The 22,636-nt window shown below is 67.1% G+C and carries 17 protein-coding genes; 7 read left to right on the forward strand and 10 right to left on the reverse strand.

The features are described from left to right. Nucleotides 1–9: 9 nt before the first annotated feature. From BLR51_RS11930 to BLR51_RS11940, 3 genes are read left to right on the forward strand one after another with little or no spacing between them, the layout of a single operon-like run. Nucleotides 10–1,104 carry a UDP-3-O-(3-hydroxymyristoyl)glucosamine N-acyltransferase gene (locus tag BLR51_RS11930; protein WP_089847192.1) on the forward strand — a complete coding sequence of 365 codons (1,095 nt, stop codon included), beginning with the start codon at nucleotides 10–12 and terminating at the stop codon, nucleotides 1,102–1,104. Nucleotides 1,105–1,142: 38 nt separating this feature from the next. Beyond that, nucleotides 1,143–1,403: an acyl carrier protein gene (locus BLR51_RS11935; protein WP_089847194.1), complete on the forward strand. Its 261-nt coding sequence runs from the start codon at nucleotides 1,143–1,145 to the stop codon at nucleotides 1,401–1,403. Next, complete coding sequence (locus BLR51_RS11940) at nucleotides 1,400–2,608, forward strand: beta-ketoacyl-[acyl-carrier-protein] synthase family protein (protein ID WP_089847196.1); 1,209 nt, start codon at nucleotides 1,400–1,402, stop codon at nucleotides 2,606–2,608. Before BLR51_RS11935 ends, BLR51_RS11940 begins: the two co-directional genes overlap by 4 nt. Before the next feature lie 184 nt (nucleotides 2,609–2,792). On the opposite strand, the gene gap is transcribed toward BLR51_RS11940, so the two are convergent. Continuing rightward, nucleotides 2,793–3,803 (reverse strand): type I glyceraldehyde-3-phosphate dehydrogenase, encoded by a 1,011-nt coding sequence (gene gap, locus BLR51_RS11945; RefSeq protein ID WP_089847198.1) that lies wholly within the window; start codon nucleotides 3,801–3,803, stop codon nucleotides 2,793–2,795. A gap of 237 nt (nucleotides 3,804–4,040) precedes the next feature. On the opposite strand from gap, the gene BLR51_RS11950 reads away from it, so the two are divergent. Further along, a complete protein-coding gene (locus BLR51_RS11950; RefSeq protein ID WP_089847200.1) occupies nucleotides 4,041–5,006 on the forward strand; it encodes a DUF808 domain-containing protein in 966 nt (321 codons plus the stop codon). Nucleotides 5,007–5,096: 90 nt separating this feature from the next. Here BLR51_RS11950 and tkt read toward each other — a convergent pair whose 3' ends face one another. Further along, entirely contained in the window at nucleotides 5,097–7,112 is a 2,016-nt protein-coding gene (gene tkt / locus BLR51_RS11955) for a transketolase (protein ID WP_089847202.1), read from the reverse strand. Between the two features lie 268 nt (nucleotides 7,113–7,380). Between tkt and BLR51_RS11960 the strand changes: the two genes are divergently transcribed. Then, a complete protein-coding gene (locus BLR51_RS11960) occupies nucleotides 7,381–7,944 on the forward strand; it encodes a hypothetical protein (protein WP_089847422.1) in 564 nt (187 codons plus the stop codon). Further along, entirely contained in the window at nucleotides 7,941–8,342 is a 402-nt protein-coding gene (locus BLR51_RS11965; protein WP_089847204.1) for a cell division protein ZapA, read from the forward strand. Before BLR51_RS11960 ends, BLR51_RS11965 begins: the two co-directional genes overlap by 4 nt. A 256-nt stretch (nucleotides 8,343–8,598) precedes the next feature. On the opposite strand, the gene eno is transcribed toward BLR51_RS11965, so the two are convergent. Continuing rightward, nucleotides 8,599–9,873 carry a phosphopyruvate hydratase gene (gene eno, locus BLR51_RS11970; RefSeq protein WP_089847206.1) on the reverse strand — a complete coding sequence of 425 codons (1,275 nt, stop codon included), beginning with the start codon at nucleotides 9,871–9,873 and terminating at the stop codon, nucleotides 8,599–8,601. A 219-nt stretch (nucleotides 9,874–10,092) separates the two neighbouring features. Here eno and BLR51_RS28460 point away from each other — a divergent pair, with 219 nt between their 5' ends. Then, nucleotides 10,093–11,253: a mechanosensitive ion channel family protein gene (locus BLR51_RS28460; RefSeq protein WP_089847208.1), complete on the forward strand. Its 1,161-nt coding sequence runs from the start codon at nucleotides 10,093–10,095 to the stop codon at nucleotides 11,251–11,253. On the opposite strand, the gene BLR51_RS11980 is transcribed toward BLR51_RS28460, so the two are convergent. From BLR51_RS11980 to glgB, 7 genes are all read right to left on the reverse strand, one after another. Continuing rightward, entirely contained in the window at nucleotides 11,250–12,131 is an 882-nt protein-coding gene (locus BLR51_RS11980; RefSeq protein ID WP_089847210.1) for a DMT family transporter, read from the reverse strand. The genes BLR51_RS28460 and BLR51_RS11980 overlap by 4 nt on opposite strands. A gap of 16 nt (nucleotides 12,132–12,147) precedes the next feature. Further along, nucleotides 12,148–13,785 carry an alpha-D-glucose phosphate-specific phosphoglucomutase gene (locus BLR51_RS11985; protein WP_089847212.1) on the reverse strand — a complete coding sequence of 546 codons (1,638 nt, stop codon included), beginning with the start codon at nucleotides 13,783–13,785 and terminating at the stop codon, nucleotides 12,148–12,150. Next, nucleotides 13,782–15,641 (reverse strand): 4-alpha-glucanotransferase, encoded by a 1,860-nt coding sequence (locus tag BLR51_RS11990; RefSeq protein ID WP_089847215.1) that lies wholly within the window; start codon nucleotides 15,639–15,641, stop codon nucleotides 13,782–13,784. Before BLR51_RS11990 ends, BLR51_RS11985 begins: the two co-directional genes overlap by 4 nt. Next, on the reverse strand, nucleotides 15,638–17,695 hold the full coding sequence (gene glgX, locus BLR51_RS11995) for a glycogen debranching protein GlgX (protein WP_089847217.1): 2,058 nt from the start codon (nucleotides 17,693–17,695) through the stop codon (nucleotides 15,638–15,640). The genes BLR51_RS11990 and glgX overlap by 4 nt, the downstream gene beginning before the upstream one ends. Beyond that, nucleotides 17,692–19,107 (reverse strand): glycogen synthase GlgA, encoded by a 1,416-nt coding sequence (gene glgA, locus BLR51_RS12000; RefSeq protein ID WP_089847219.1) that lies wholly within the window; start codon nucleotides 19,105–19,107, stop codon nucleotides 17,692–17,694. Before glgA ends, glgX begins: the two co-directional genes overlap by 4 nt. After that, nucleotides 19,104–20,369, reverse strand: a complete 1,266-nt coding sequence (glgC, locus tag BLR51_RS12005; protein WP_089847221.1) for a glucose-1-phosphate adenylyltransferase — start codon at nucleotides 20,367–20,369, stop codon at nucleotides 19,104–19,106. The genes glgA and glgC overlap by 4 nt, the downstream gene beginning before the upstream one ends. Before the next feature lie 72 nt (nucleotides 20,370–20,441). After that, nucleotides 20,442–22,625, reverse strand: a complete 2,184-nt coding sequence (gene glgB, locus BLR51_RS12010; protein ID WP_089847223.1) for a 1,4-alpha-glucan branching protein GlgB — start codon at nucleotides 22,623–22,625, stop codon at nucleotides 20,442–20,444. Between the last annotated feature and the right edge of the window lie 11 nt (nucleotides 22,626–22,636).

Consider the following 22,636-nt stretch of genomic DNA (forward strand, 5'->3'; position numbering starts at 1 on the left):
GAGGCCGCCATGTCCCATACCATCGCAGACCTTGCCGCAGCCCTCGGGCTGCGGGCCGAAGGCGATACCACGCTGCGCATCACCGCCGTGGCCGAACCCGCCAGCGCGCGGGCCACGGATCTGGCGCTGGCGCTGAAGCCGGAATTTGCCGCGCAGATCGGCGCGGGGCAGGCGCGGGCCGCCCTGCTGTGGGACGGCGCCGACTGGCAGGGCATGGGCCTTGCCGCCGCGCTGCTGTCGAAGCGCCCGCGCCATGCCATGGCGGGGCTCTCGGCGCGGCTTGATCTTGGGCAGGGCCATGCGCCGGGCATCCATCCCAGCGCCGTGATCGATCCCTCCGCCGATCTGGGCGAAGGCGTGTCGGTGGGGCCGTTCTGCGTGATCGGGGCGGGGGTGCGGATCGGCGCCGGATCGGTGCTGGCCCCGCAGGTCTGGATCGGCTGGGACGCGCAGATCGGCCCCGGCGCGCTGATCCATACCGGGGTGCGCATCGGGGCGCGGGTGCGCATCGGCGCACGCTTCATCGCCCAGCCCGGCGCGGTGGTGGGGGCCGACGGTTTCAGCTTCGTGACCCCCGAAGTGTCGGGCGTGGAACGTGCCCGCGCCAGTCTGGGCGAGGAGGGCGCCGAGACCGCGCCGCAGGCCTGGGCGCGCATCCATTCGCTGGGCGCCGTGAGCCTTGGCGACGATGTGGAACTGGGGGCCAATGCCTGCATCGACCGCGGCACGGTGCGCGACACGGTGCTGGGTCATGGCGTCAAGATCGACAATCTGGCGCAGATCGGCCATAATGTGGTGGTGGGCAACAACTGTCTGATCTGCGCGCAGGTGGGCATCGCGGGCTCCACCCGCATCGGCAACAACGTGGTGCTGGGCGGGCAGACCGGGGTGTCGGACAACCTCTTCATCGGGGATAACGTGATCACCGGCGGCGCCACCAAGGTGCTGGCCAATGTGCCTGCGGGCCGGGTGATGCTGGGCTATCCCGCCATGCAGATGGCCGCGCATGTGGACAGCTACAAGGGCCTGCGCCGCCTGCCGCGCCTGTTCCGCGAAGTCGCCGATCTCAAGAAAGCGGTTTCCAAGCTGGCGGGGAATGGATAGATCGACGCAGACAAGCGACGAGCAAGGAGCGCCGCGCCATGAGTGTGAAGGACAGGGTGATCGCGATCATCGCGGAACAGGCCGTTCTGGAGCCTGCGGATGTGACGATGGACAGCACGCTGGAGGATCTGGGGATCGACAGCCTCGGGCTTGTGGAAAGCATCTTCTCCATCGAGGAAGCCTTCGACATCACGATCCCGTTCAATGCCAATGAACCCGACCAGAGCGATTTCGACATTTCCTCGGTTGCCGCCATCGTGGCGGGCATCGAACGGCTGGTGAACGAGAAACAGTCGTGAAACGCGTCGTCATCACCGGCGCGGGCACGATCAACGCACTGGGACGCGACGTGCCCGCCACGCTGGAGGCGATGCGCGAAGGCCGCTGCGGCATCGGGCCGCTGGAATTCCGCGATGTCGAACGGCTGTCGATCCGCATCGGCGGGCAGGTGAAGGGTTATGACCCCGTCACCGCCTTCAACCGGCAGCAGCTGGCGCTTTACGACCGCTTCACCCAGTTCGCGCTGATCGCGGCGCGGCAGGCCATCGAACAGTCGGGGCTCGAATTCTCCAACGGGCTTGCGGATGGCTCCGGCGTGGTGCTGGGCACCTCCGGCGGCGGGCTCACGACGCAGGACGAGAATTACCGCTCGGTCTATGAAGAGGGCAAGAACCGCGTGCATCCCTTCGTGGTGCCGAAGCTGATGAACAACGCTGCCGCAAGCCATGTGTCGATGGAATTCAACCTGCGCGGCCCCAGCTTCACCGTGGCCACCGCCTGCGCCTCCTCCAACCACGCCATGGGGCTCGCCTATCAGATGGTGCGCTCGGGCGGCTGCCCGGTCATGGTCACCGGCGGCACCGAATCCATGCTGTGCTTCGGCGGGGTGAAGGCATGGGAAGGGCTGCGCGTGATGTCGCGCGATGCCTGCCGCCCGTTCTCCGCCAACCGCAACGGCATGGTGCAGGGCGAGGGCGCCGGGGTCTATGTCTTCGAGGAATACGAACATGCCCGCGCCCGTGGCGCCGAGATCCTCGCCGAGGTGGCAGGCTTTGCCATGACCTCGGATGCCGCCGACATCGTGATGCCCTCGAAACAGGGCGCGGCCCGTGCCATCGCTGGCGCGCTGCGCGACGCGGGCATCGACCGCAGCGAGGTGGGCTATATCAACGCCCATGGCACTGGCACCGCCGCCAATGACAAGACCGAATGCGCCGCCGTGGCCGATGTGATGGGCTCGCAGGCGGACCGGCTGCTGATCTCCTCGACCAAATCCATGCACGGGCACTGCATCGGCGGCACCGGGGCCGTGGAACTGCTGGCCTGCCTGATGGCGCTGCGCGAGGGCGTGATCGCCCCCACCATAAATTACGAAGAGCCCGATCCCGAATGCGCGCTCGACGTGGTTCCGAACGAGGCGCGGCAGGCGGATGTCTCGGTGGTGCTCTCCAACGCCTTCGCCTTTGGCGGGCTCAACGCCGTGCTGGCGCTGCGCCGGATCTGAGCGCGACCGCCGCGCGCCCCCGTCTGCCACCTGGCCCCGGCGGCGCCGTCCGGCCGCCTCCGGCGGGGATATTTGAGCCAAGAAGAAGCGGCAGGCGCCGCGCTCCTGCCGCTTCTTCTTCTTGGTCCAAATATCCCGGGGGGAGCCCCGCAGGGGCGGGGGGCAGCGCCCCCCGGACAGCCTCTCAGCCCTGCTGCAGCCGGCCCATGGCGGCGGCGACATCGGCCATCCGCGCCGAAAAGCCCCATTCGTTGTCATACCATGCCAGCACCCGCACCGTGCGGCCGCCGACCACCTTGGTCTGTTCGGGGGCAAAGATCGAACTGGCGGTGGTGTGGTTGAAATCGATCGACACCTTGGGTTCGGGATCATAGGCCAGCACCATGCCCATGCGCCCGGCGGCGGCTTCGCGCACGACCTCGTTCACATCCGCGACGGTGACATCCTTGCTGGCCTGAAAGGTCAGATCCACCGCCGAGACATTGGGCGTCGGCACCCGGATCGCCGATCCGTCAAGCTTGCCCTTCAGGTTCGGCAGCACCTCGCCAAGCGCCTTGGCCGCGCCGGTGGAGGTGGGGATCATCGCCATGGCGGCGCTGCGCGCGCGGTAAAGGTCGGCATGGCGCCGGTCCAGCGTCGGCTGGTCGCCGGTATAGCTGTGGATGGTGGTCATGATGCCGCTTTCGATGCCGATGGCCTCGTCCAGCACCTTGGCCAGCGGCGCCAGACAGTTGGTGGTGCAGGATCCGTTGGACACCATCACATCCCCCGCCAGCAGCTCGCGGTGGTTCACGCCGTAAACCACGGTGCGCTGCACGTTCTTGGCCGGGGCCGAGATCAGCACCGATTTGGCGCCCTGACGGATATGCTGCACCGCCTTCTCGCCATCGTTGAAGCTGCCGGTGCATTCCAGCACCACATCGCAGCCGCTCCAGTCCAGCGCGCCCAGATCATAGCTCGACATCACGTCGATGGGGCCGCGCCCCAGATCCAGGGCGGCACCGTTCACCACCTTCACCTCGCCGGCGAAGCGGCCATGCACGCTGTCATAGCGCAGCAGATGCGCCGCGGTCTCGATCGGGCCGGTGGCATTGATCCGCACCACCTGCACGTCATTGCGCGCGCTTTCGGCGATATGGGCCAGCGTGCAGCGTCCGATGCGGCCAAATCCGTTGATACCGACAGTCACAGTCATCGCAGCGTCTCCTGGGCTGAGGCGGGGTCGGGTTCCGTATACAGGCGGAACCCCCTCCGGCAACCTGAAAAATCCTTTATCTGCAATATGTTAGCGATAAACCTCGCCGTGGGCGCTAACATGCGCACCGCTTGGGCAAAGCAGGGGCAAAGCGTGACGCGCCTCCGGCCTCCCTTGCAGGCGCCGCGCCGCGGGCTAGGGTGCGCAAGCGGATGCAGCAGCGGAACGGAAACGGACATGAGCGGACTTCTGGCGCTACTTGATGATGTGGCGGCGCTTGCCAAGGTGGCGGCGGCCTCTGTGGATGACATCTCGGCCCATGCCGCCAAGGCGGGGTCAAAGGCCGCAGGCGTGGTGATCGACGACGCGGCGGTGACGCCCAAATACGTGCACGGGTTTGAGGCCGCGCGCGAACTGCCGATCATCTGGCGCATCGCGCGCGGTTCGGTGTTCAACAAGCTGGTGATCCTGCTGCCGGTGGCGCTGCTGCTGTCCAGCTTTGCGCCATGGGCGATCCCGCCGCTGCTGATCCTCGGCGGATCCTATCTGTGCTTCGAAGGGGCGGAGAAGATCCTGCACGTGCTGCTGCCGCATCCCGAACAGGGCGGCCCCGATGGCAGCCATGCGGTGGAGGATCCGGCCCATCTGGAGGAACAGAAGGTCAAGGGCGCCATCAAGACGGATTTCATCCTCTCGGCGGAAATCATGACCATCTCGCTTTCGGCCATCGACGCGCCGGAACTGTGGATCCGCGCGCTGGCGCTGGCGCTGGTGGGCCTTGCCATCACGGCGGCGGTTTATGGCGCGGTGGCGCTGATCGTGAAGATGGACGATATCGGCCTCTGGCTCAGCCGGGTGGGCCGCCTTGGCGCCACCCGCGCGCTGGGGCGCGGCATCGTCAAGGGCATGCCTTGGGTGATGAAGCTGCTCTCCACCGTGGGCACCGTGGCCATGCTCTGGGTGGGCGGCTCGATCCTCGTGCATTCGCTGGCGGAAATGGGCTGGCACGCCCCGGAAGAAACCATCCATCACCTCGCCGAAGGCGCCGCGCATCTGCTGTCGCCCGACCTGCAGCCCGCCGCCCTCTGGACCGTCACCGCCTTCATCGACGGCATCCTTGGCCTGATCTGGGGCCTGCTGCTGGTGCCGGTCGCAACCAAGCTGCTGATGCCGCTTTTCGGCAAAAAAGAAGCGGCTCACTAAGGGGCCGCTACTCTGTCATTCATCTTGCCGGGAAAACTCCGGGGGGAGCCCCGAAGGGGCGGGGGGCAGCGCCCCCCTGCGCCATCCCGGTCAGAGCAGCGCCTTGGCCTTGGCCGCCACATTGGCGGCGGTGATGCCGAACTTTTCGTAAAGCACCTCCGCCGGGGCCGAGGCGCCGAAGCCGTCCATGCCGACAAAGGCCGCCTTGGCCTCGCGGCCCCGCTCGCCCAGAAGCCAGCGGTCCCAGCCGAAGCCGGTTGCGGCCTCGATGCCGACCCGCACCGGGCCTGCGGGCAGCACGCGACGGCGCCATGCCTCGTCCTGCTGCGCGAACAGCTCGAAACAGGGCATGGACACCACGCGGCAGCCGATGCCTTCGGCCTGCAGCATCTCGCGCGCCGCCATGGCGATCTCCACTTCGGAGCCGGTGGCGATCAGGATGACCTGACGCTTGCCCTCGGCATCGGCCAGCACATAGCCGCCCTTGGCGGTCAGGTTGCCGGTCTTGTGCTCCAGACGCAGCGTCGGCAGGTTCTGCCGGGTCAGCGACAGCACCGACGGCGTGCCAGTCTGGGTCAGCGCGATCTCCCACGCCTCCGCCGTCTCCACCGTATCGGCGGGGCGGAACACCAGCGTGTTGGGCGTGGCGCGGCTGATCGCCAGATGCTCCACCGGCTGGTGGGTCGGGCCGTCCTCGCCCAGACCGATGCTGTCATGGGTCATGACAAACACCGTCGGGCATTGCATCAGCGCGGCAAGCCGCATCGCGGGGCGGGCGTAATCGGTAAAGGCCATGAAGGTGCCGCCATAGGGCCGCACGCCGCCATGGAGCGCCATGCCGTTCATCGCCGCCGCCATGCCATGTTCACGGATGCCCCAGTAGACGTAGCGGCCCTTGCGGTTCTCCACGTCAAAGACACCCATGTCCTTGGTCAGCGTGTTGTTCGACCCGGTCAGGTCGGCCGAGCCGCCCACGGTTTCCGGCAGCACGGGGTTGACCACCTCCAGCACCATCTCCGAGGCCTTGCGGGTCGCCACCTTGGGCGCGCTTTCCGAAACCTGCTTTTTCAGCGCGCGGATCACGCTGGCCAGCTTCTTCGGCGCCTCGCCCGCCATCATCCGCGAAAACTCGCGCTGGCGGCTGTCGCTCAGCCCGGCAAAACGGCCTTCCCAGGCCTCGCGGTCGGCAGCGCCGCGTGCGCCCACATCTTCCCACCAGGACTTCACGTCGCCCGGCACTTCGAACGGCGCACCGGTCCAGCCCCAGATGCGCTTGGCTTCGGTGTTCTGCTCGGCATTGGTCAGCGCGCCATGACCCTTGGAGGTGTCCTGCGCCGCATGTCCCAGCGCGATATGGGTCTTGCAGGCGATCATGGTCGGCTCTGCACTGGCCTTGGCACGGGTCAGGGCGGCATCGATGGCCTCGGGATCATGGCCATCGATCTCGATCACCTCCCAGCCTGCCGAGCGGAAGCGCCCGGGCTGGTCGGTGATGTCCGACAGCGACACCTTGCCGTCGATGGTGATGCCGTTGTTGTCCCAGAGCACGATCAGCTTGCCCAGCTTGTAGCGGCCCGCCAGCGTGATCGCCTCCTGGCTCACGCCCTCCATCAGGCAGCCGTCGCCGGCGATGACATAGGTGTGGTGATCCACGACCTTGGAGCCGAAGCGCCCGCGCAGGATTTCCTCGGCCATGGCAAAGCCCACCGAAGTGGCAAGCCCCTGACCCAGCGGGCCGGTGGTGGTCTCGATCGCGTCGGCAAGGAAGTTTTCCGGATGGCCCGCAGTGCGTGCCCCCCACTGGCGGAAGTTCTTCACCTCCTCCAGCGTGATCTGCGCATCGCCGCTGAGATAGAGCAGCGAATAAAGCAGCATGGAGCCATGGCCCGCCGACAGGATGAAGCGGTCGCGGTCGGGCCAGCCGGGCGCCTTGGCGTCAAATTTCAGATGCTTGGACCACAGCACGGTAGCCACATCGGCCATGCCGATCGGCATGCCGGAATGGCCGGAATTGGCCGCCGCCACCGCGTCCAGCGTCAGAGCGCGGATCGCGCAGGCGCGGGTCCAGTGTTCGGGGGTCTTGCTGCGAAGCACGTCGATGTCCACGGGGCCTAATCCTTTTTCCGGAAGCCGTCTTCGGGCTGAATAGCAGCGTGGCCACGAAGTTCAAGCGCGGGGCCCCGGCAAGTCCCCGCGCAAAGCCAGCTGCGCCCTCTAAGGCATTGGAACATAAGGGGCGCATTTTTCCGCGCCGCTTGTTACACTTTCCCGCAAGGGGCTGCGCCTGATTCGTCCCCGGGACGCAGGCGTGACAAAACCCCGCGCGGGCCGTCCGGTCCGCCAAAGACCGGAGGCAAGGGACGAAGGGAGCATGATGACCCAGATCGACGAGCTGCAATCGCGCATCGCGCGGGCGCTGGACCGCATTGCCTTGGGGGTGGACCATCTGGCGCCCCCCGCGCCGCTGCCGGAGCCCGCCGCGGCCCCCCTGCCAGAGGATGCACCGCCGCCGCCCGCAGGCGAGGATCTGGAGCAGCTCACCGCCGCGCTGGACGAAGAGCGCATGGCCAATGCCCAGCTTGAGGCGCGGGTGAAGCTGCTGCATGCCCGGCTGGCCGACGGCGCCGATGCCGGGCTGCGCGAACAGATCGCGGTGCAGCGCGACACCATGGCCGAACTCGACGGCGCGCTGCAGCGGCTGCGGCAGGCCAATGACATGCTGCGCCGCTCGCACGAGGACATGCGCGCCGCGCTGGAAGCGGGCGTGGGCGAGCCGCATCTGGTCAATCAGGCGATGCTGGCGGAGCTTGAATCGCTGCGCGCCGAACGCGATGCCGAACGCGTCGAGGCGCGGGCGGTGCTGGGCGCGCTGGAGCCGCTCCTGTCCGGGGCCGAAAGCCCGGCGCCGCAGGGCGCCGCAGAGGAGACACAGACATGAGCCAGACCGAAGTGCATGTGACCATCGGCGGGCGCAATTTCGACGTGGCCTGTCAGGTGGGCGAGGAACAGTATCTGCTGGCCGCCGCCCGCATGCTCGACACCGAAGCGCAGGTGCTGGTCGACCAGATCGGGCGCATGCCGGAATCGCGTATGCTGCTGATGGCGGGGCTGATGCTGGCCGACAAGACCGCCGGGCTCGAGGACCGGCTGCGCGAGGCGGAGGACCGGCTCAGGGCGCAGGGCGACGAACTGCGCGCGCTGCGCGACCGGCCCGCCCCCGCGCCGGAACAGATCGAGGTGCCGGTGATTCCGCAAAGCGTGACCGAGGCGCTGGCCGAACTCGCCGCCCGCTCCGAGGCTCTGGCCGAGGCGGTGGAGGAAAAGGCAACCGGCTGACCGCTGTAGTACCCGACCGTCCCGGATCCAAGGCGCGGCGGCAGCCCCGCGCGCCTGCCGGGCGGCCCGCCTGCGGCACGCTCAGGCCTGCCTCCGGCGGGGATATTTGGGGTCAGAAGAAGGCGGGACCAACGCTCTGCCTCTTCTTCTTGGCAGAAATATCCCGGGGGTGAATTGGCCGAAGGCCAAGAGGGGGCAGCGCCCCCTCTCTTTTTTATCCGTCAGCTGCAGCGCCCATGGGCCTGCGGGCCGCGGTTCAGCGCAGGATCGAGCGTCCGGCGTATTCGGCGACCTCGTCGAGCATCTCTTCGATGCGGATCAGCTGGTTGTATTTCGCCAGCCGGTCGGAACGCGCCAGCGAGCCGGTCTTGATCTGTCCGCAATTGGTGGCGACGGCCAGATCGGCGATGGTGGCATCCTCGGTCTCGCCCGAGCGGTGCGACATCACGTTGGTGTAGCGGGCGCGGTGGGCCATATCCACGGCCTTCAGCGTTTCCGACAGGGTGCCGATCTGGTTGACCTTGACCAGCATGGAATTGGCGACGCCGCGCTCGATGCCCATGGCCAGCCGTTCGGGATTGGTGACGAACAGATCGTCGCCCACCAGCTGCACGCGCCCGCCCAGCTCGTCGGTGAGGATCTTCCAGCCCTCCCAGTCATCCTCGGCGCAGCCATCCTCGATGGAGATGATCGGATAGGCGTCGCAGAGCTTCTTGAGATAGGCGACATTCTCGGCGGAGGAGAGCGACAGGCCCTCGCCCTTCATCTCGTATTTGCCGTCGCGGTAATACTCGGTCGAGGCGCAGTCGAGCGCCAGATAGATGTCCTCGCCCGGGGTGTAGCCCGCCTTCTCGATGCTTTTCAGGATGAAATCCAGCGCGTCATTGGTGGATTTCAGCTCGGGCGCAAAGCCGCCCTCGTCGCCAAGCCCGGTGGACATGCCCGCCGCCGAAAGTTCCTTTTTCAGCGTGTGGAACACTTCGGATCCCATGCGCACGGCCTCGCGGATGTTTTCCGCGGCCACCGGCATGATCATGAATTCCTGAATGTCGATCGGATTGTCGGCATGTTCGCCGCCATTGATGATGTTCATCATCGGCACCGGCAGCACGCGGGCGGCAGTGCCGCCGACATAGCGGTAAAGCGGCTGGTCGCAATAGGCCGCTGCGGCCTTGGCGGTGGCCAGCGACACGCCGAGGATGGCATTGGCGCCCAGACGGCCCTTGTTGTCGGTGCCGTCCAGTTCGATCATCGCCATGTCGACGGACTGCTGTTCGGTGGCCTCGAAGCCCACCAGCGCCTCGGCGATCTCGCCGTTGACGGCGGCCACCGCCTCCAGCACGCCCTTGCCCTTGTAGCGGGCCATGTCGCCGTCGCGCTTTTCCACCGCCTCATGGATGCCGGTCGACGCACCCGAAGGCACGGCGGCGCGGCCCATGGTGCCGTCTTCCAGCGTGACGTCGACCTCGACGGTCGGGTTGCCCCGGCTGTCGAGGATTTCACGGGCAAAGATGTCGATGATGGTGCTCATGGCGCAGTCCCTCGCACAGGATGAGTTCGCGCCCGTCATAGCAGGTGCGGCGCGAAAGTAAACGCGCGCGGTAACGCTAACATGCCTTGGCGCCAAGGGGTTGCGCTAACACCTGCCACCGGGTTTTTGCCAAAGCGCCGCCGCCCGCTAGCTCTTGCTGCAGGTGCAACATCAGGGGATGCCGCGCGACGCCCGGCGGGCGCTGCAGGGCAGGACGGCATGGAACAGGAACTGCAACAGCTTGGCGCGCAGGTCGAGGCGCTGTCGGAACAGGTCGAGACGGTCCTGCCGGTGCTGCCGGCATGGGTGATGCCGCTGGCGGTGCTGGCGGCGTTCTTCCTTGTGGGGGTGATGGCGTTCCGGGCGGTGTTCTGGTTCCTGACCCGGATGGTGCGCAGCCGCGACCTGTTCTGGCGCAGCCTCGTGTCGCGCACGCGGCGTCCGCTGCGCATGGGGCTGGTGGTGGCGGCGCTGGCGCTGGGGGTGGCGGTGGCCCCGCTGGGCGCGGCGGAGGCTGATCTGGCGCGGCACGGCCTGCTTATCGCCTTCATCATCCTTGTGGCATGGGTGCTGCATACCGCGCTGCAGATCTGGACCACGGTGCATCTGCGCAAGTTCACGCTGGATGCCGAAGACAATTTCCTTGCGCGCAAACATGTCACGCAAAGCCGCATCCTCGTGCGGCTGGCGGGCTGGATCATCACCATCATCTGCGTTTCGGCCATCCTGATGACCTTTGACGGCGTGCGGCAATGGGGGGTGTCGCTGCTGGCCTCGGCGGGGGCGGCGGGGATCGTGGTCGGCTTCGCCTTCCAGCCGGTGCTCAAGAACCTCATCGCCGGGATCCAGCTGGCGGTAACGCAGCCGATCCGCATCGATGACGCGGTGATCGTCGAAGGCGAATGGGGGCAGGTCGAAGAGATCACCGGCACCTATGTGGTCATCAAGATCTGGGACTGGCGGCGGCTGATCGTGCCCTTGGGCTATTTCATCGAACAGCCCTTCCAGAACTGGACGCGGGAAACCTCGTCGCTGATCGGGGTGGTGCTGCTGTATCTCGACCATGCCACCGATATCGACCGGCTGCGCGCCGAGGCGCAGCAGGTGGTGGAACGCTCGGCGCTGTGGGACGGCAAGGTGTTCGCGGTGCAGGTCACGGATTTCCGCGAACGGGTGATGGAGGTGCGCATCCTCGCCTCGGCCCGCAACGCGGCGCGCACCTATGACCTGCGCTGCGAGATCCGCGAGAAGATCATCGGGTTCGTGCAGCGCGAGATGCCGCATGCGCTGCCCCGCACGCGCGAGACGGTGTCGGTGGACGGGCCCGACCGCCGCCTGCCGCCCGAGATCGAGGTGGTGGGCGGCGGCGCGCCGGATTAACCCGCCGCGGCCATGGCGGCGCGGGCCAGCCTGCGTTCGCGCAGAAAGCTGTACAGCCCCGCGCCAAGGATCAGCGCCGCGCCCGCCCATGTCCAGCCATCGGGGCGGTCGCCGAAGATCGCCATGCCCAGCCCCGCGGTAAAGATCAGCCGGGCATAGCGGAACGGCGACACGGCCGAGACCGGCGCCATCCGCATGGCGGCCGTCACCGCCAGATAGCCCGCCGTGGTGACCACGATGGCCCCCAGCATGAAGACCGCCACCTGCAGGTTCAGCACCGGTGCCGCCCCGGTCAGCAGCATCAGCGCCAGCCCCACCGGGATCACCGCCGCAAAGCCCCATGTGGAGATCGAGATCGGGTGCATGTGCGGCGGCAGCAGCCGGGTCACCAGATCGCGCGCGGCAAGCCCGGTCACGCCCATGACGGCGAACAGTTCCCAGCCGGTGAAGGTGGCGCCAAAGGGGCGGATGACCATCAGCATGCCCACCATGCCGGTCAGCACCGCCGCCCATCGCCGCCAGCCCACCGGCTCTTTCAGGAACAGCGCGGCGCCCAGCACCACCACCAGCGGTGCGGTCTGCATGATGGCGGCCATGACCGACAGCGGCACCTTGGACAGGCCCACCAGCATGCCCACGGCGCCCACCATTTCAAAGGCGCAGCGCAGCAGCACCAGACGGTTGCGCAGATCCGACAGCGGCAGGCGCACCCGACGCGCCCGCGCCATCAGCACGAACACCGCCGTGCCGCCGAGGCTGAGCATCAGCATGACCTGTCCCACCGGCGCGTGCTGGCTGGCGAGTTTCAGAAAGGCGTCGCTGGCGGCCAGCAAAGCCATGGCGAGCACCATCAGGAAGATGGCGCGAAGCGTGTCCAAGTGCTGTCCCCCGAGGTCAGGTGATGACGTCGGGCGCGGTGCGTCCGGTGCGTGTAGCGATTTCCGCGATCTCTTCGGCAGCGGCGATCACCGGGGCCAGCGCCTGCTGCGCGTCGGTGCCGAAAGTGGCGGGATCGGTTTCGACCTTTTCCAGATAGACCCGCAGCGTCGCGCCTTCGGTGCCGGTGCCCGACAGGCGCAGCACCACGCGGGCGCCGCCGTCGAAGCTGATGCGCAGGCCCTGACCTTCGGAACGCGAGCCATCCACCGGATCGTCATAGGCGAATTCATCGGCGCGGCTGACCACCATCCCGGCGAAGCTGTGCCCCGGCAGGGTGGCAAGCTGGTCGCGCACATGGTCCATCAGACCGTTGGCGGCATCGCTGTCCACGCCTTCGTAATCGTGGCGCGAATAGAAGTTGCGCCCGTAACGCGCCCAGTGTTCGGTCATCAGATCGGCCACCGGCAGATCGCGGCGCGCCAGCACGTTGAGCCAGAACAGCACGGCCCAGAGCCCGTCCTTTTCGCGCACATGGTCGGATCCGGTGCCGGCGCTTTCCTCGCCACAAAGCGTGGCGCGGCCCGCATCCAGCAGGTTGCCGAAGAACTTCCAGCCGGTCGGCGTCTCGTAACAGTCGATCCCCAGCGCCTCTGCCACGCGGTCGACCGCGCCCGAGGTGGGCATGGACCGCGCCACGCCTTTCAGCCCGCCCGCATAGGCCGGAACCAGCGTGGCATTGGCGGCCAGCACCGCAAGGCTGTCCGACGGCGTGACATAGCAGTGCCGCCCGACGATCATGTTGCGGTCGCCATCGCCATCCGAGGCCGCGCCGAAATCGGGGGCCTGATCGCCCATCATCTCGTCCATCAGGGTCTTGGCCCAGATCGGGTTCGGATCGGGGTGGCCGTCTCCGAAATCGGGCAGGGGGGTGCCGTTGATGACGGTGCCCGGACCGGCGCCGAGCGTGTCTTCGAGGATGGCCTTGGCATAGGGGCCGGTGACCGCGTGCATGGCGTCGAACCGCATGCGGAAGCCGCCGCGGAACATCGCCCGGATCGCGTCGAAATCAAAGATCCCCGCCATCATCTCGGCATAGTCGGCGACGGGATCGACAATCTCGATCTGCATCTCGCCCAGCATGACGGTGCCGGGGGCGGTCAGGCCGACATCCTGCGATTCGAGGATATGGAATTCGGTGAGGCTGCGCGTCGCCTCATAGATCTTCGCGGTGACGCTTTCGGAGGCGGGGCCGCCATTGGCGCTGTTGAACTTGACGCCAAAATCTCCCTCCGGCCCGCCGGGATTGTGCGAGGCGGAGAGGATGATGCCGCCATCCGCACCGCGCTTGCGGATCAGGTTCGACGCGGCGGGGGTCGACAGCAGGGCGCGTTCGCCCACGATCACCTTCTTGGCGCCCGAGGCCGCGGCCATGCGCAGCACCACCTGCGCCGCCTGCGTGTTGAAATGCCGACCGTCGCCGCCCAGCACCAGCACCTTGCCCTGCACGCCGCCGATGCCGTTCCAGATGCTCTGGATGAAATTCTCAAGGTAATGATGCGTCTGGAAAACCGCAGTTTTCTTGCGCAGGCCCGAGGTGCCGGGCTTCTGCCCGTCGATCGCTTCGGTGGGAACGGTGCGGATGCTGTGCGTCATGAGGCTCTCCTTCGGCCGGACCCTTCCATGATCCGTCCGGCATTGGCAAGGGTCGGGGCGGCCGAGATCTGCTCGGGCCCGGCGGGCAGGCGCAGGCGCCAGTTGGGGTATTCGGAAACGGTGCCGGGCAGGTTGGGCTGGGTGTCGATGCCCAGCACATCCTCCACCTGCAGCGCCACCAGCCGCGACCGGCAGGCGGCCAGAACGCGGAACATCGCTTCGGGGGCGTGGGGGGGCAGATCGCCGCGGAACTGCCCGCTGAGCCAGTCGAACCCCGCCACCTCGCGCGCGCGCCACTGGCGCATGCCGTCCGCATGGTCGGGCGGGGTCAGGCCGATGCGTTCGCGGATGTCGATTTCAGCCCCGCGCCGCCAGCCGGTCCATGTGGGCAGGTCATGGGTGGTGAAGCTGGCGATCACCGCCTCGTCATAATTCTCGGGGCGCTTGAAATCGGGTGGATCGCCGCGATGTTCGAAACAGGCCAGACGGCAGCCAAGAATGCCGCTGCCGCTCAGCGCCTGCTGCAGCCCGTCGGGGATCACGCCCAGATCCTCGCCCACGATCACGGCATCGGCCCGTGCCGCCTCGATCCGGGCCACGGCGAACATCGCGTCGCGCGGCATCTGCACAAAGGCGCCGGGCAGGCCCTCGGCCACCCAGTAGGCGCGTTCGAAGCCGATGATGTGGTCGATGCGCAGCGCCCCCGCAAAGCGCAGCTGCTGGCGCAGGGTCAGGGCCAGCGCCTCGAACCCGGTTTCCTCGAGCTTCATGGGGTTGAAGGGCGCAAGGTTCCAGTTCTGCCCCTGCGGCGCAAAGGCATCGGGCGGCGCGCCAAGGCTCGCGCCAAAGGCGAAGGTGCCACGCTCCATCCATGTCTCGGCGCCCTGCGGATGGGTGCCCACGGCCAGATCCAGATAGAGCCCCTGCACCATGCCCGCCGCGCGGGCCCGCGCCTGCGCCTGCGCCAGCGCGGTTTCGGTGGCAAACTGCAGCCATGCGTGGAACCGCACCCGGTCGGCCAGATCGTGCGCGGCCTGTGCCACCGCCGGGCTGTCGGGATCCTGCAGGGCGCGCGGCCAGTCGCCCCAATAGGCGCCGTGGCGTTCCGACAGCGCCTGGTGCAGCGCGAACCGCTCCAGCGCCGCGCCTTCGCGGCGCAGCCAGTCGTCAAATTCCGGCCCCGGCGGGGTGGCGCGAAACTCCGCCTCAAGCGCTGCAAGGCGCAGCGGGGTTTCGGCGGCAAAATCCACCTGCGCGCCGGTGCTGGCGCTGGTGTCGGTGGACAGATAGAGCGGCGAGAACCGGCGGCGGTGCGAGGGGGTATAGGGGCTGAACCCGTCGGGATCGGCCACGTGGAACCCGGCATGGATGGGGTTGATGCCCAGAAACCCGGCCCCCTGCGCCGCCGCCCCTTCGGCGAGCTGCGCCAGATCGTCATAGCTGCCGATGCCGCCCTGCGCTGCGGGGCGCAGACAGGCAAGCGGCGCCATCAGCCCCCAGCCGCGATCCGGCAGCGGCAGGGTTTCGGGGGCACAGAGCAGCCAGCACTGTTCGCCGCCCGCGCGCAGCCGATGCCGCCCCATGGGCAGATCGGGCAGGGAGCCACGGCCCTCGGTCTGGCCGCCCTCCTCCAGATCCAGCTGCCAGTCCTCCAGATCCAGCGCGGGCGCCGTGCCGGGGGAACAGACCAGCCAGCGCGGCAGGGTGCGCGCAGGCTCCGCATCCTCCTCCGTCACCCCCATGGCGGCCAGCAGCGCCGCCTTGGTTTCGGCAGAGGTGACGCGCCATTCGCCGTAAAGATCGCGGTATTCGGCAAGGATGCCTGCGCGTTCGGCGCGGCGGTCAAGATCGTTCATCCGTGTTCCTCCACCAGAACCAGCACCGACTGCGCGGCAAGTGTCAGCACCGGCCCCACCGGCGCGCAGGGCAGATCGGGGGCGGCCGTGTCGAGATGGCGCATCCAGACATGCTTGCGCCCAAGCTTCGGCAGGGTCAGTTCCACCGGCTCCCCGGCGTTGAAGGCCAGATAGATCGCCTCCTCGCGCTGCGCATAGGCGGGGGTGCCCGAGGCCATGCGGAATTCGGCGCAGAGCACCCGCAGATGGCCATTGGTCCAGTCGGCGCGGGTCATTTCCTGCCCGTCGGCGCGCCACCAGAACAGGTCGGGAACGCCATCCACCTTGCGCGGGCGCGAATGCAGGAAGCGGCGCTGGCGCAGGATGGGATGCGCCTTGCGAAAGGCGATGAGCTTGCGCGTGAAGTCCAGAAACCCGGCATCGGCCTGATCCCAGCCGATCCAGCCGGTGTCGTTGTCCTGCGCATAGGCGTTGTTGTTGCCGCCCTGCGAATTGCCGATCTCGTCCCCGGCAAGGATCATCGGCGTGCCTTGGCTCAGCAGCAGGGTGGCCATCAGGTTGCGGCGGCGCTGCGCGCGCGCGGCGGTGACGGCGGCATCCTCGGTGGGGCCTTCGGTGCCGAAATTGTCGGAGTAATTCTCGTGATGGCCGTCGCGGTTGTCCTCGCCATTGGCCTCGTTGTGCCGCTCGGTATAGGAGACCAGATCGGTGAGGGTGAAGCCGTCATGGGCGGTGACCAGATTGAGCGAGGCGGTGGCCTGCCGCCCGGAATGGTCAAAGATTCCGGCGGATCCGGTGATGCGGTCGGCCAGCACCGGCACATGGCCCAGATCGCCGCGCCAGAACCGCCGCACCCCGTCGCGATACTGGTCGTTCCATTCGCAGAAGGGCGAGGGATAGGCGCCCAGCTGATAGCCGCCCGGCCCGATATCCCATGGCTCTGCAATCAGTTTCTTGGTCGCCAGCACCGGATCCTGCGTGACCGCCTTGAAAAAGGCCGAATGCCGGTCGAAGCCCTGCGGCGTGCGCCCCAGCGTGGTGCAAAGATCAAAGCGGAACCCGTCCACGCCCATGGTGGTGGCCCAGTAGCGCAGGGAATCCAGCACCATGCGCAGCACCATGGGGTGATCGAGGTTCAGCGTGTTGCCGGTGCCGGTGTCATTGACGTAAAGGCGGCGGTCCTCGTGCAGGCGGTAATAGCTGAGATTGTCGAGCCCGCGGAAGCTGAGCGTCGGCCCGTGCTCGTCGCTTTCGCCGCTGTGGTTGTAGACCACGTCAAGGATCACCTCGATCCCCGCCGCATGCAGCCGGGCGACCATGTGCTGGAATTCCCAGAGCGCGCCCTGATGCAGATAGCGCGGTTCGGGGGCAAAGAACCCGATGCTCTGATAGCCCCAGTAATTGACCAGCCCCTTTTTGACCAGAAACCGGTCGTTGAAAAAGGCCTGCACTGGCAGCAGTTCCACCGCCGTGACGCCAAGCCGGATCAGGTGATCCAGCACCGGATCGGAGGCAAGCCCAAGGAAGCTGCCCGCCGGGTCCGCGCCGGGAAAGCGCTGCGTCAGACCTTTGACATGCGCCTCGTAGATCACGCTTTTCGACAGGGGCGTGGCGGGCGCACGGGTGCCGCCCCAGTCAAAGGCCGGATCCTCCACCACCGATTTCGGCATGTAGCGGGCGCTGTCGCGCGGATCGGGTGTGTCGAGCCCGCCATGGAGCGCATCGTTCCAGACCGGATGCCCGGTCAGCCGCTTGGCATAAGGGTCCAGCAGCAGCTTGGCCGCATTGAACCTGTGGCCGCGCGCGGGATCGAAGGGGCCATCGACGCGGAAGCCGTAATGCTGGCCCGGCACCAGCCCCGGCACCCGGCCATGCCAGATGTCGCCGGAGCGTTCGGGCAGCGGCAGACGGTGGGTTTCGCGCCCCTGCGGGTCGAACAGGCACAGCGTCACCCGGTCTGCATGGGCGGAGAAGATGGCGAAATTGACGCCATCGCCCATGAAGCTGGCCCCCAGCGGAAAGGGATCACCCGCAAGACAGACGGGATCGGTCATGCAGGCTTGACCATCTGGGCGTAAAGCGCGGCATAGGCGGTGGCAGACTGCGACCAGCCCACCGGCGAGGCCATGGCATTGGCCATCATCCGGGTCCAGACCGGTTTCTGCTGATAAAGGCTCACCAGCCGCATCAGAGCATGGGCCAGCGCCTGCGCGGTCACCGGCTGGAACTGCACCCCGGTGGCGCAGCCCGCCGCAAGCCCCGCAGGCGAGGCATTGATGACCGTATCGGCCAGCCCCCCGGTCAGCGCCACCAGCGGCAGCGTGCCGTAGCGCAGCCCGTAAAGCTGCGTCAGGCCACAGGGTTCAAAGCGCGAGGGCACCAGAATGGCATCGCCGCCCGCGATCAGGCGCCGCGCCAGCGCCTCGTCATAGCCGATGCGCACCGCAACGCCGGGATGACGGTCGGCATAGGCGCGGAACGCCGCCTCCATCGCCGGATCGCCCGATCCCAGCAGCGCCAGCTGTCCGCCCCGGTCGAGCAGGGCGGGCAGGGCCTGCAGCAGGATGTCGAGCCCCTTCTGTTCGGTCAGCCGCGACACCACCACGCAGAGCGGGCCGGGCCAGCCGTCGGGCAGGTTCAGTTCGTGGCGCAGCGCCGCGCGATGCGCGGCCTTGCCTTCGGGCGCGTCATAGGGCGGGATCCACAGATCCTCGTCGATGCCGTTGAGGATGCCCAGCAGATCCTGCTGGCGTTCGCGCAGCACCCCGTCCATGCCCGCGCCGAATTCCGGCGTCATCAGTTCGGCGGCATAGGTGGGCGACACGGTGGACAGCCGGTCGGCATAGACCAGCCCCGCCTTCAGCGCGCTGATGCTGCCCCAGAATTCATAGCCCTTGTCATGAAAGCCGGAGCGCGGCAGCCCCAGCCGGGGCAGCAGCGACGCAGGCGCCATGCCCTGAAAGGCGATGTTGTGCACGGTCATCAGCGTGGCCACCCGGTCCGCAGCGCCCAGTTCGCGCAGATAGACCGGGGTCAGCCCCGCCTGCCAGTCATGCAGATGCAGCACCTGCGGGAACCAGTCCTCGATCCCCTCATTGGCGATGAGCGCGGCGGCGCTGCACAGGGCGGCGAAACGTTCGGGATTGTCCGGCCAGTCGCGCCCCAGCCGGTCCACATAGGGGCCGCCATCGCGGTCATAAAGATGCGGCGCCTCCAGCACATACAGCACCTGATCCCCCAGCGCGCCCTTCAGCACGCGGGCAAAGCCGCCAAACAGGTCATCCCACTGCGCCACCACCTCGCGCGTGGCAAGCTGGGCCACCACAGCGCGGTAGCCGGGCAGCAGCGTGCGCATGTCCACCCCGTGCCCCGCAAGCGCGCCGGGCAGGGCGCCTGCCACATCGGCAAGCCCCCCGGTCTTGACCAGCGGCACACATTCGGACGTGACGGACAGCACCTTGGTCATTTTGCGGCTTCCCTCCGGTCCAGCATGTCCTGCGTGATCAGCGTCACCCCGCCGGGGCTGACGCGGAACCACTTGGCGTCTTCTTCCGGATCCTCGCCGACCACGAGTCCTTCGGGGATACATACACCACGGTTTATGACGACATTTTTAAGCCGCGCGTGACGCGACACATAGACATAAGGCAGGGCCACCACCCGTTCGAGCGAAGCATAGGAATTGGTGTGGCATTGCGTGAACAGCAGCGACTCGCGGATCTCGGTGCCCGAGATGATGCAGCCCCCCGCCACCAGCGAGCTGACCGCCGTGCCGCGCCGGTCCTTTTCGTCGTGGATGAACTTGGCGGGCGGCACGAGTTCGGAATAGGTCCAGATCGGCCAGTCCCGGTCCCACAGATCCAGATCGGGATCAAAATTGGTCAGGTCGATATTCGCCTTCCAGAACGCGTCCACCGTGCCCACATCGCGCCAGTAGGCGGGCGCCTCGGGGGTGTGGCGCACGCAGCTTTCCTCGAACCGGTGGGCCTGCGCCTTGCCCTTGCTGACGATGTCCGGGATCATGTCATGGCCGAAATCATGGCTGGAGGCATCGTCCGACAGGTCGGCATGCAGCCTTTCGCGCAGATAGGCCCAGTCGAACACATAGATGCCCATGCTCACCAGCGTCTTGTCGGGATCGTCGGGCAGGCCCGGCGGATCCTTGGGCTTTTCAAGGAAAGAGGTGATGCGGTCCTTCTCGTCCACCGCCATCACGCCAAAGGCGCTGGCCTCCGGCCGGTCCACGGTCAGGCAGCCCACCGTCACCTCGGCGCCGCTGTCGACATGCTGCTGGATCATCAGCTCGTAATCCATCTTGTAGATGTGATCCCCGGCAAGGATCACGATATATTCGATGTCATAGCTGTCGATGATGTCGATGTTCTGCGCCACCGCATCCACGGTGCCGCGATACCATGTCTGTTCGTTGTAGCGCTGCGAGGCGGGCAGGATGTCCAGAAATTCATTCCGTTCGGCGCTGAAGAAGTTCCAGCCGCGCTGGCAGTGACGGATCAGGCTATGCGCCTTGTACTGCGTGGCGAGCGCGATCTTGCGGATCCCGGAATTGAGCGCGTTGGACAGGGCAAAATCTATGATCCGCGCCTTGCCGCCAAAATAGACCGCAGGCTTGACGCGGGTATTGGTCAGTTCGTGCAGGCGCGATCCGCGCCCTCCGGCCAGCACGAAGGCCATGCTTCGGGCGGCAAGCCTCTGGCTCTTTGGTGGCATGGGGATCCTCCTCCTCCTGCGTGCGGGCTTTGCCCGCGTGATTGCGGCCCGGGTCGGGGCCTGTTCCGTGGGTCAGGCGTCGTCCTGCACCAGATAGATCACCGACAGCGGCGGCAGCGTCACCTCGGCCATGGCGGGCTGGCCGTGGCTTGCGCCGGGCTTGGCCTCCACCGCGCCGAAATTGCCGCGGTTGTCGCCGCCGTAAAGTGCGGCATCGGTGTTCAGCGCCTCGCGCCAGCGGCCCGCGGCGGGCAGGCCGATGCGGTAGCCGTGATGGGCGCGGGGGGTGAAGTTGCAGATGACCGCCACCTGCGGATCGCCTTCGGCGCCGCGCCGGATCCAGGAGAACACCGAATTATGGGTGTCGCCGCCTTCGATCCACGCAAAGCCCGCCGGATCGGCATCCAGCCGGTGCAGAGCGGGTTCTTCGCGGTAAAGCCGGTTCAGGTCGCGCACCAGATGCTGCATCCCGGCATGGGAGGGATCGGCAAGGCACCCCCAGTCGATCTGCGCGTCGTGATTCCATTCATGCACCTGCGCAAACTCCTGCCCCATGAACAGCAGCTTCTTGCCCGGATGGCCCCACATGAAGCCGTAATAGGCGCGCAGATTGGCGAATTTTTCCCAGCGGTCGCCGGGCATCTTGCCCAGCATGGAGCCTTTGCCATGCACCACCTCGTCATGGCTGATCGGCAGGATGAAATTCTCGGTATAGGCGTAATGCAGGCCGAAGGTCATCTGGTGGTGATGGAAACTGCGGTACAGCGGATCCTTGCGCATGTATTCCAGCGTGTCGTTCATCCAGCCCATGTTCCATTTGAACCCGAAGCCCAGACCGCCCGCATCCACGGGGCGCGACACGCCGGGAAAGGCGGTGCTTTCCTCGGCCACGGTCATGATGCCTGCATGCTGGCCATAGGATTCGACATTCATCCGCTGCAGCACGGCGATGGCTTCGTAATTCTCGCGCCCGCCATCCTTGTTGGGCACCCATTCGCCTGCGGGCCGCGAATAGTCGCGATAGAGCATGGAGGCCACGGCATCCACGCGCAGCCCGTCGGCATGGTATTCTTCCAGCCAGTACAGCGCGTTGGCGGTGAGGAAATTCGACACCTCGCGCCGCCCGTAATTGTAGATCAGCGTGTTCCAGTCGTGATGGAAGCCCTCGCGCGGGTCGGCATGTTCGTAAAGGGCGGTGCCATCGAACCGGCCCAACCCATGCGCGTCTGACGGGAAATGCCCCGGCACCCAGTCAAGCAGCACGCCAAGCCCGGCGCGATGCGCGGCATTGATCAGGTCGCGGAATTCATGCGGCAGCCCGTGACGGATGGTGGGGGCGTAAAGCCCGATGGGCTGGTATCCCCACGAGCCGTCAAAGGGATATTCGCTGACCGGCATCAGTTCGATATGGGTGAAGCCCATGTCGCGCACATAGGCCACCAGTTCCTCTGCCGCCTCGACATAGGAAATGGGGCGCCCCCAGTCCTTGCGCCGCCACGAGGGCAGATGCACCTCGTAGATGGAAATCGGCGCCTTGGGGTCATGCGCTGCGGCGCGGCTGGTCATCCAGTCGTCATCAGACCAGCCATAGCCGGTGATGTCGCGCACGATGGAGGCATTGGCAGGCGGATGTTCCGAGCCGAAGCCAAAGGGATCGGCCTTGCGCGGCTGGATGCGCCCGTCGGGGCCCTTGATCTCGTAGCGGTAGAACGCGCCTTCCGCGACGCCGGGCAGGAACATCTCCCACACGCCGGTGGCGCCGCGGCGGCGCATCGGATGGCGCCGCCCGTCCCAGCCGTTGAAATCGCCCACCACCGACACGCGCCGGGCATTGGGGGCCCAGACCGCGAAATGGGTGCCGAACACGCCGTCATGGCTGCGGGGATGGGCGCCCATCACCTCCCACATGCGCAGGTGGCTGCCTTCGCCCAGCAGGTATTCGTCCAGATCGCCCAGCACCGGACCGAAGCGATAGGGGTCTTCCATCTCCCAGACATGGCCATTGGCACTGCCGCGCAGGTGATACTCCAGATCACCCGGCACCGGGCCACGGAAAACGCCGGGCGCGCCCGGCACCGGGTCCAGCGGGTGCCGCACCCCCGCCACCACCGCCGCCATCTCATGGGCGCCGGGGTCAAAGCAGGTGACATGGCGCAGCCCGTCGATCTCATGGGGACCAAGGACCGCGAACGGGTCGTCATGGTCGCCGTCAAGAAGGCGCTGCAGGGCGGGATCGGGCTGGGTTTTGCTGTTCATGATCTGACTGT

The organism is Salipiger marinus, from assembly GCF_900100085.1.
Lineage (GTDB): Bacteria > Pseudomonadota > Alphaproteobacteria > Rhodobacterales > Rhodobacteraceae > Salipiger > Salipiger marinus.

What these genes read in the sequence shown, in the direction of transcription:
- BLR51_RS11930 (WP_089847192.1), top strand. Translation starts at nt 10, where the DNA reads ATGTCCCATACCATCGCAGACCTTGCCGCAGCCCTCGGGCTGCGGGCC.
- BLR51_RS11935 (WP_089847194.1), top strand. Translation starts at nt 1,143, where the DNA reads ATGAGTGTGAAGGACAGGGTGATCGCGATCATCGCGGAACAGGCCGTT.
- gap (WP_089847198.1), bottom strand. Translation starts at nt 3,803, where the DNA reads ATGACTGTGACTGTCGGTATCAACGGATTTGGCCGCATCGGACGCTGC.
- BLR51_RS11950 (WP_089847200.1), top strand. Translation starts at nt 4,041, where the DNA reads ATGAGCGGACTTCTGGCGCTACTTGATGATGTGGCGGCGCTTGCCAAG.
- BLR51_RS11960 (WP_089847422.1), top strand. Translation starts at nt 7,381, where the DNA reads ATGACCCAGATCGACGAGCTGCAATCGCGCATCGCGCGGGCGCTGGAC.
- BLR51_RS11965 (WP_089847204.1), top strand. Translation starts at nt 7,941, where the DNA reads ATGAGCCAGACCGAAGTGCATGTGACCATCGGCGGGCGCAATTTCGAC.
- eno (WP_089847206.1), bottom strand. Translation starts at nt 9,873, where the DNA reads ATGAGCACCATCATCGACATCTTTGCCCGTGAAATCCTCGACAGCCGG.
- BLR51_RS28460 (WP_089847208.1), top strand. Translation starts at nt 10,093, where the DNA reads ATGGAACAGGAACTGCAACAGCTTGGCGCGCAGGTCGAGGCGCTGTCG.
- BLR51_RS11985 (WP_089847212.1), bottom strand. Translation starts at nt 13,785, where the DNA reads ATGACGCACAGCATCCGCACCGTTCCCACCGAAGCGATCGACGGGCAG.
- BLR51_RS11990 (WP_089847215.1), bottom strand. Translation starts at nt 15,641, where the DNA reads ATGAACGATCTTGACCGCCGCGCCGAACGCGCAGGCATCCTTGCCGAA.
- glgX (WP_089847217.1), bottom strand. Translation starts at nt 17,695, where the DNA reads ATGACCGATCCCGTCTGTCTTGCGGGTGATCCCTTTCCGCTGGGGGCC.
- glgA (WP_089847219.1), bottom strand. Translation starts at nt 19,107, where the DNA reads ATGACCAAGGTGCTGTCCGTCACGTCCGAATGTGTGCCGCTGGTCAAG.
- glgC (WP_089847221.1), bottom strand. Translation starts at nt 20,369, where the DNA reads ATGCCACCAAAGAGCCAGAGGCTTGCCGCCCGAAGCATGGCCTTCGTG.
- glgB (WP_089847223.1), bottom strand. Translation starts at nt 22,625, where the DNA reads ATGAACAGCAAAACCCAGCCCGATCCCGCCCTGCAGCGCCTTCTTGAC.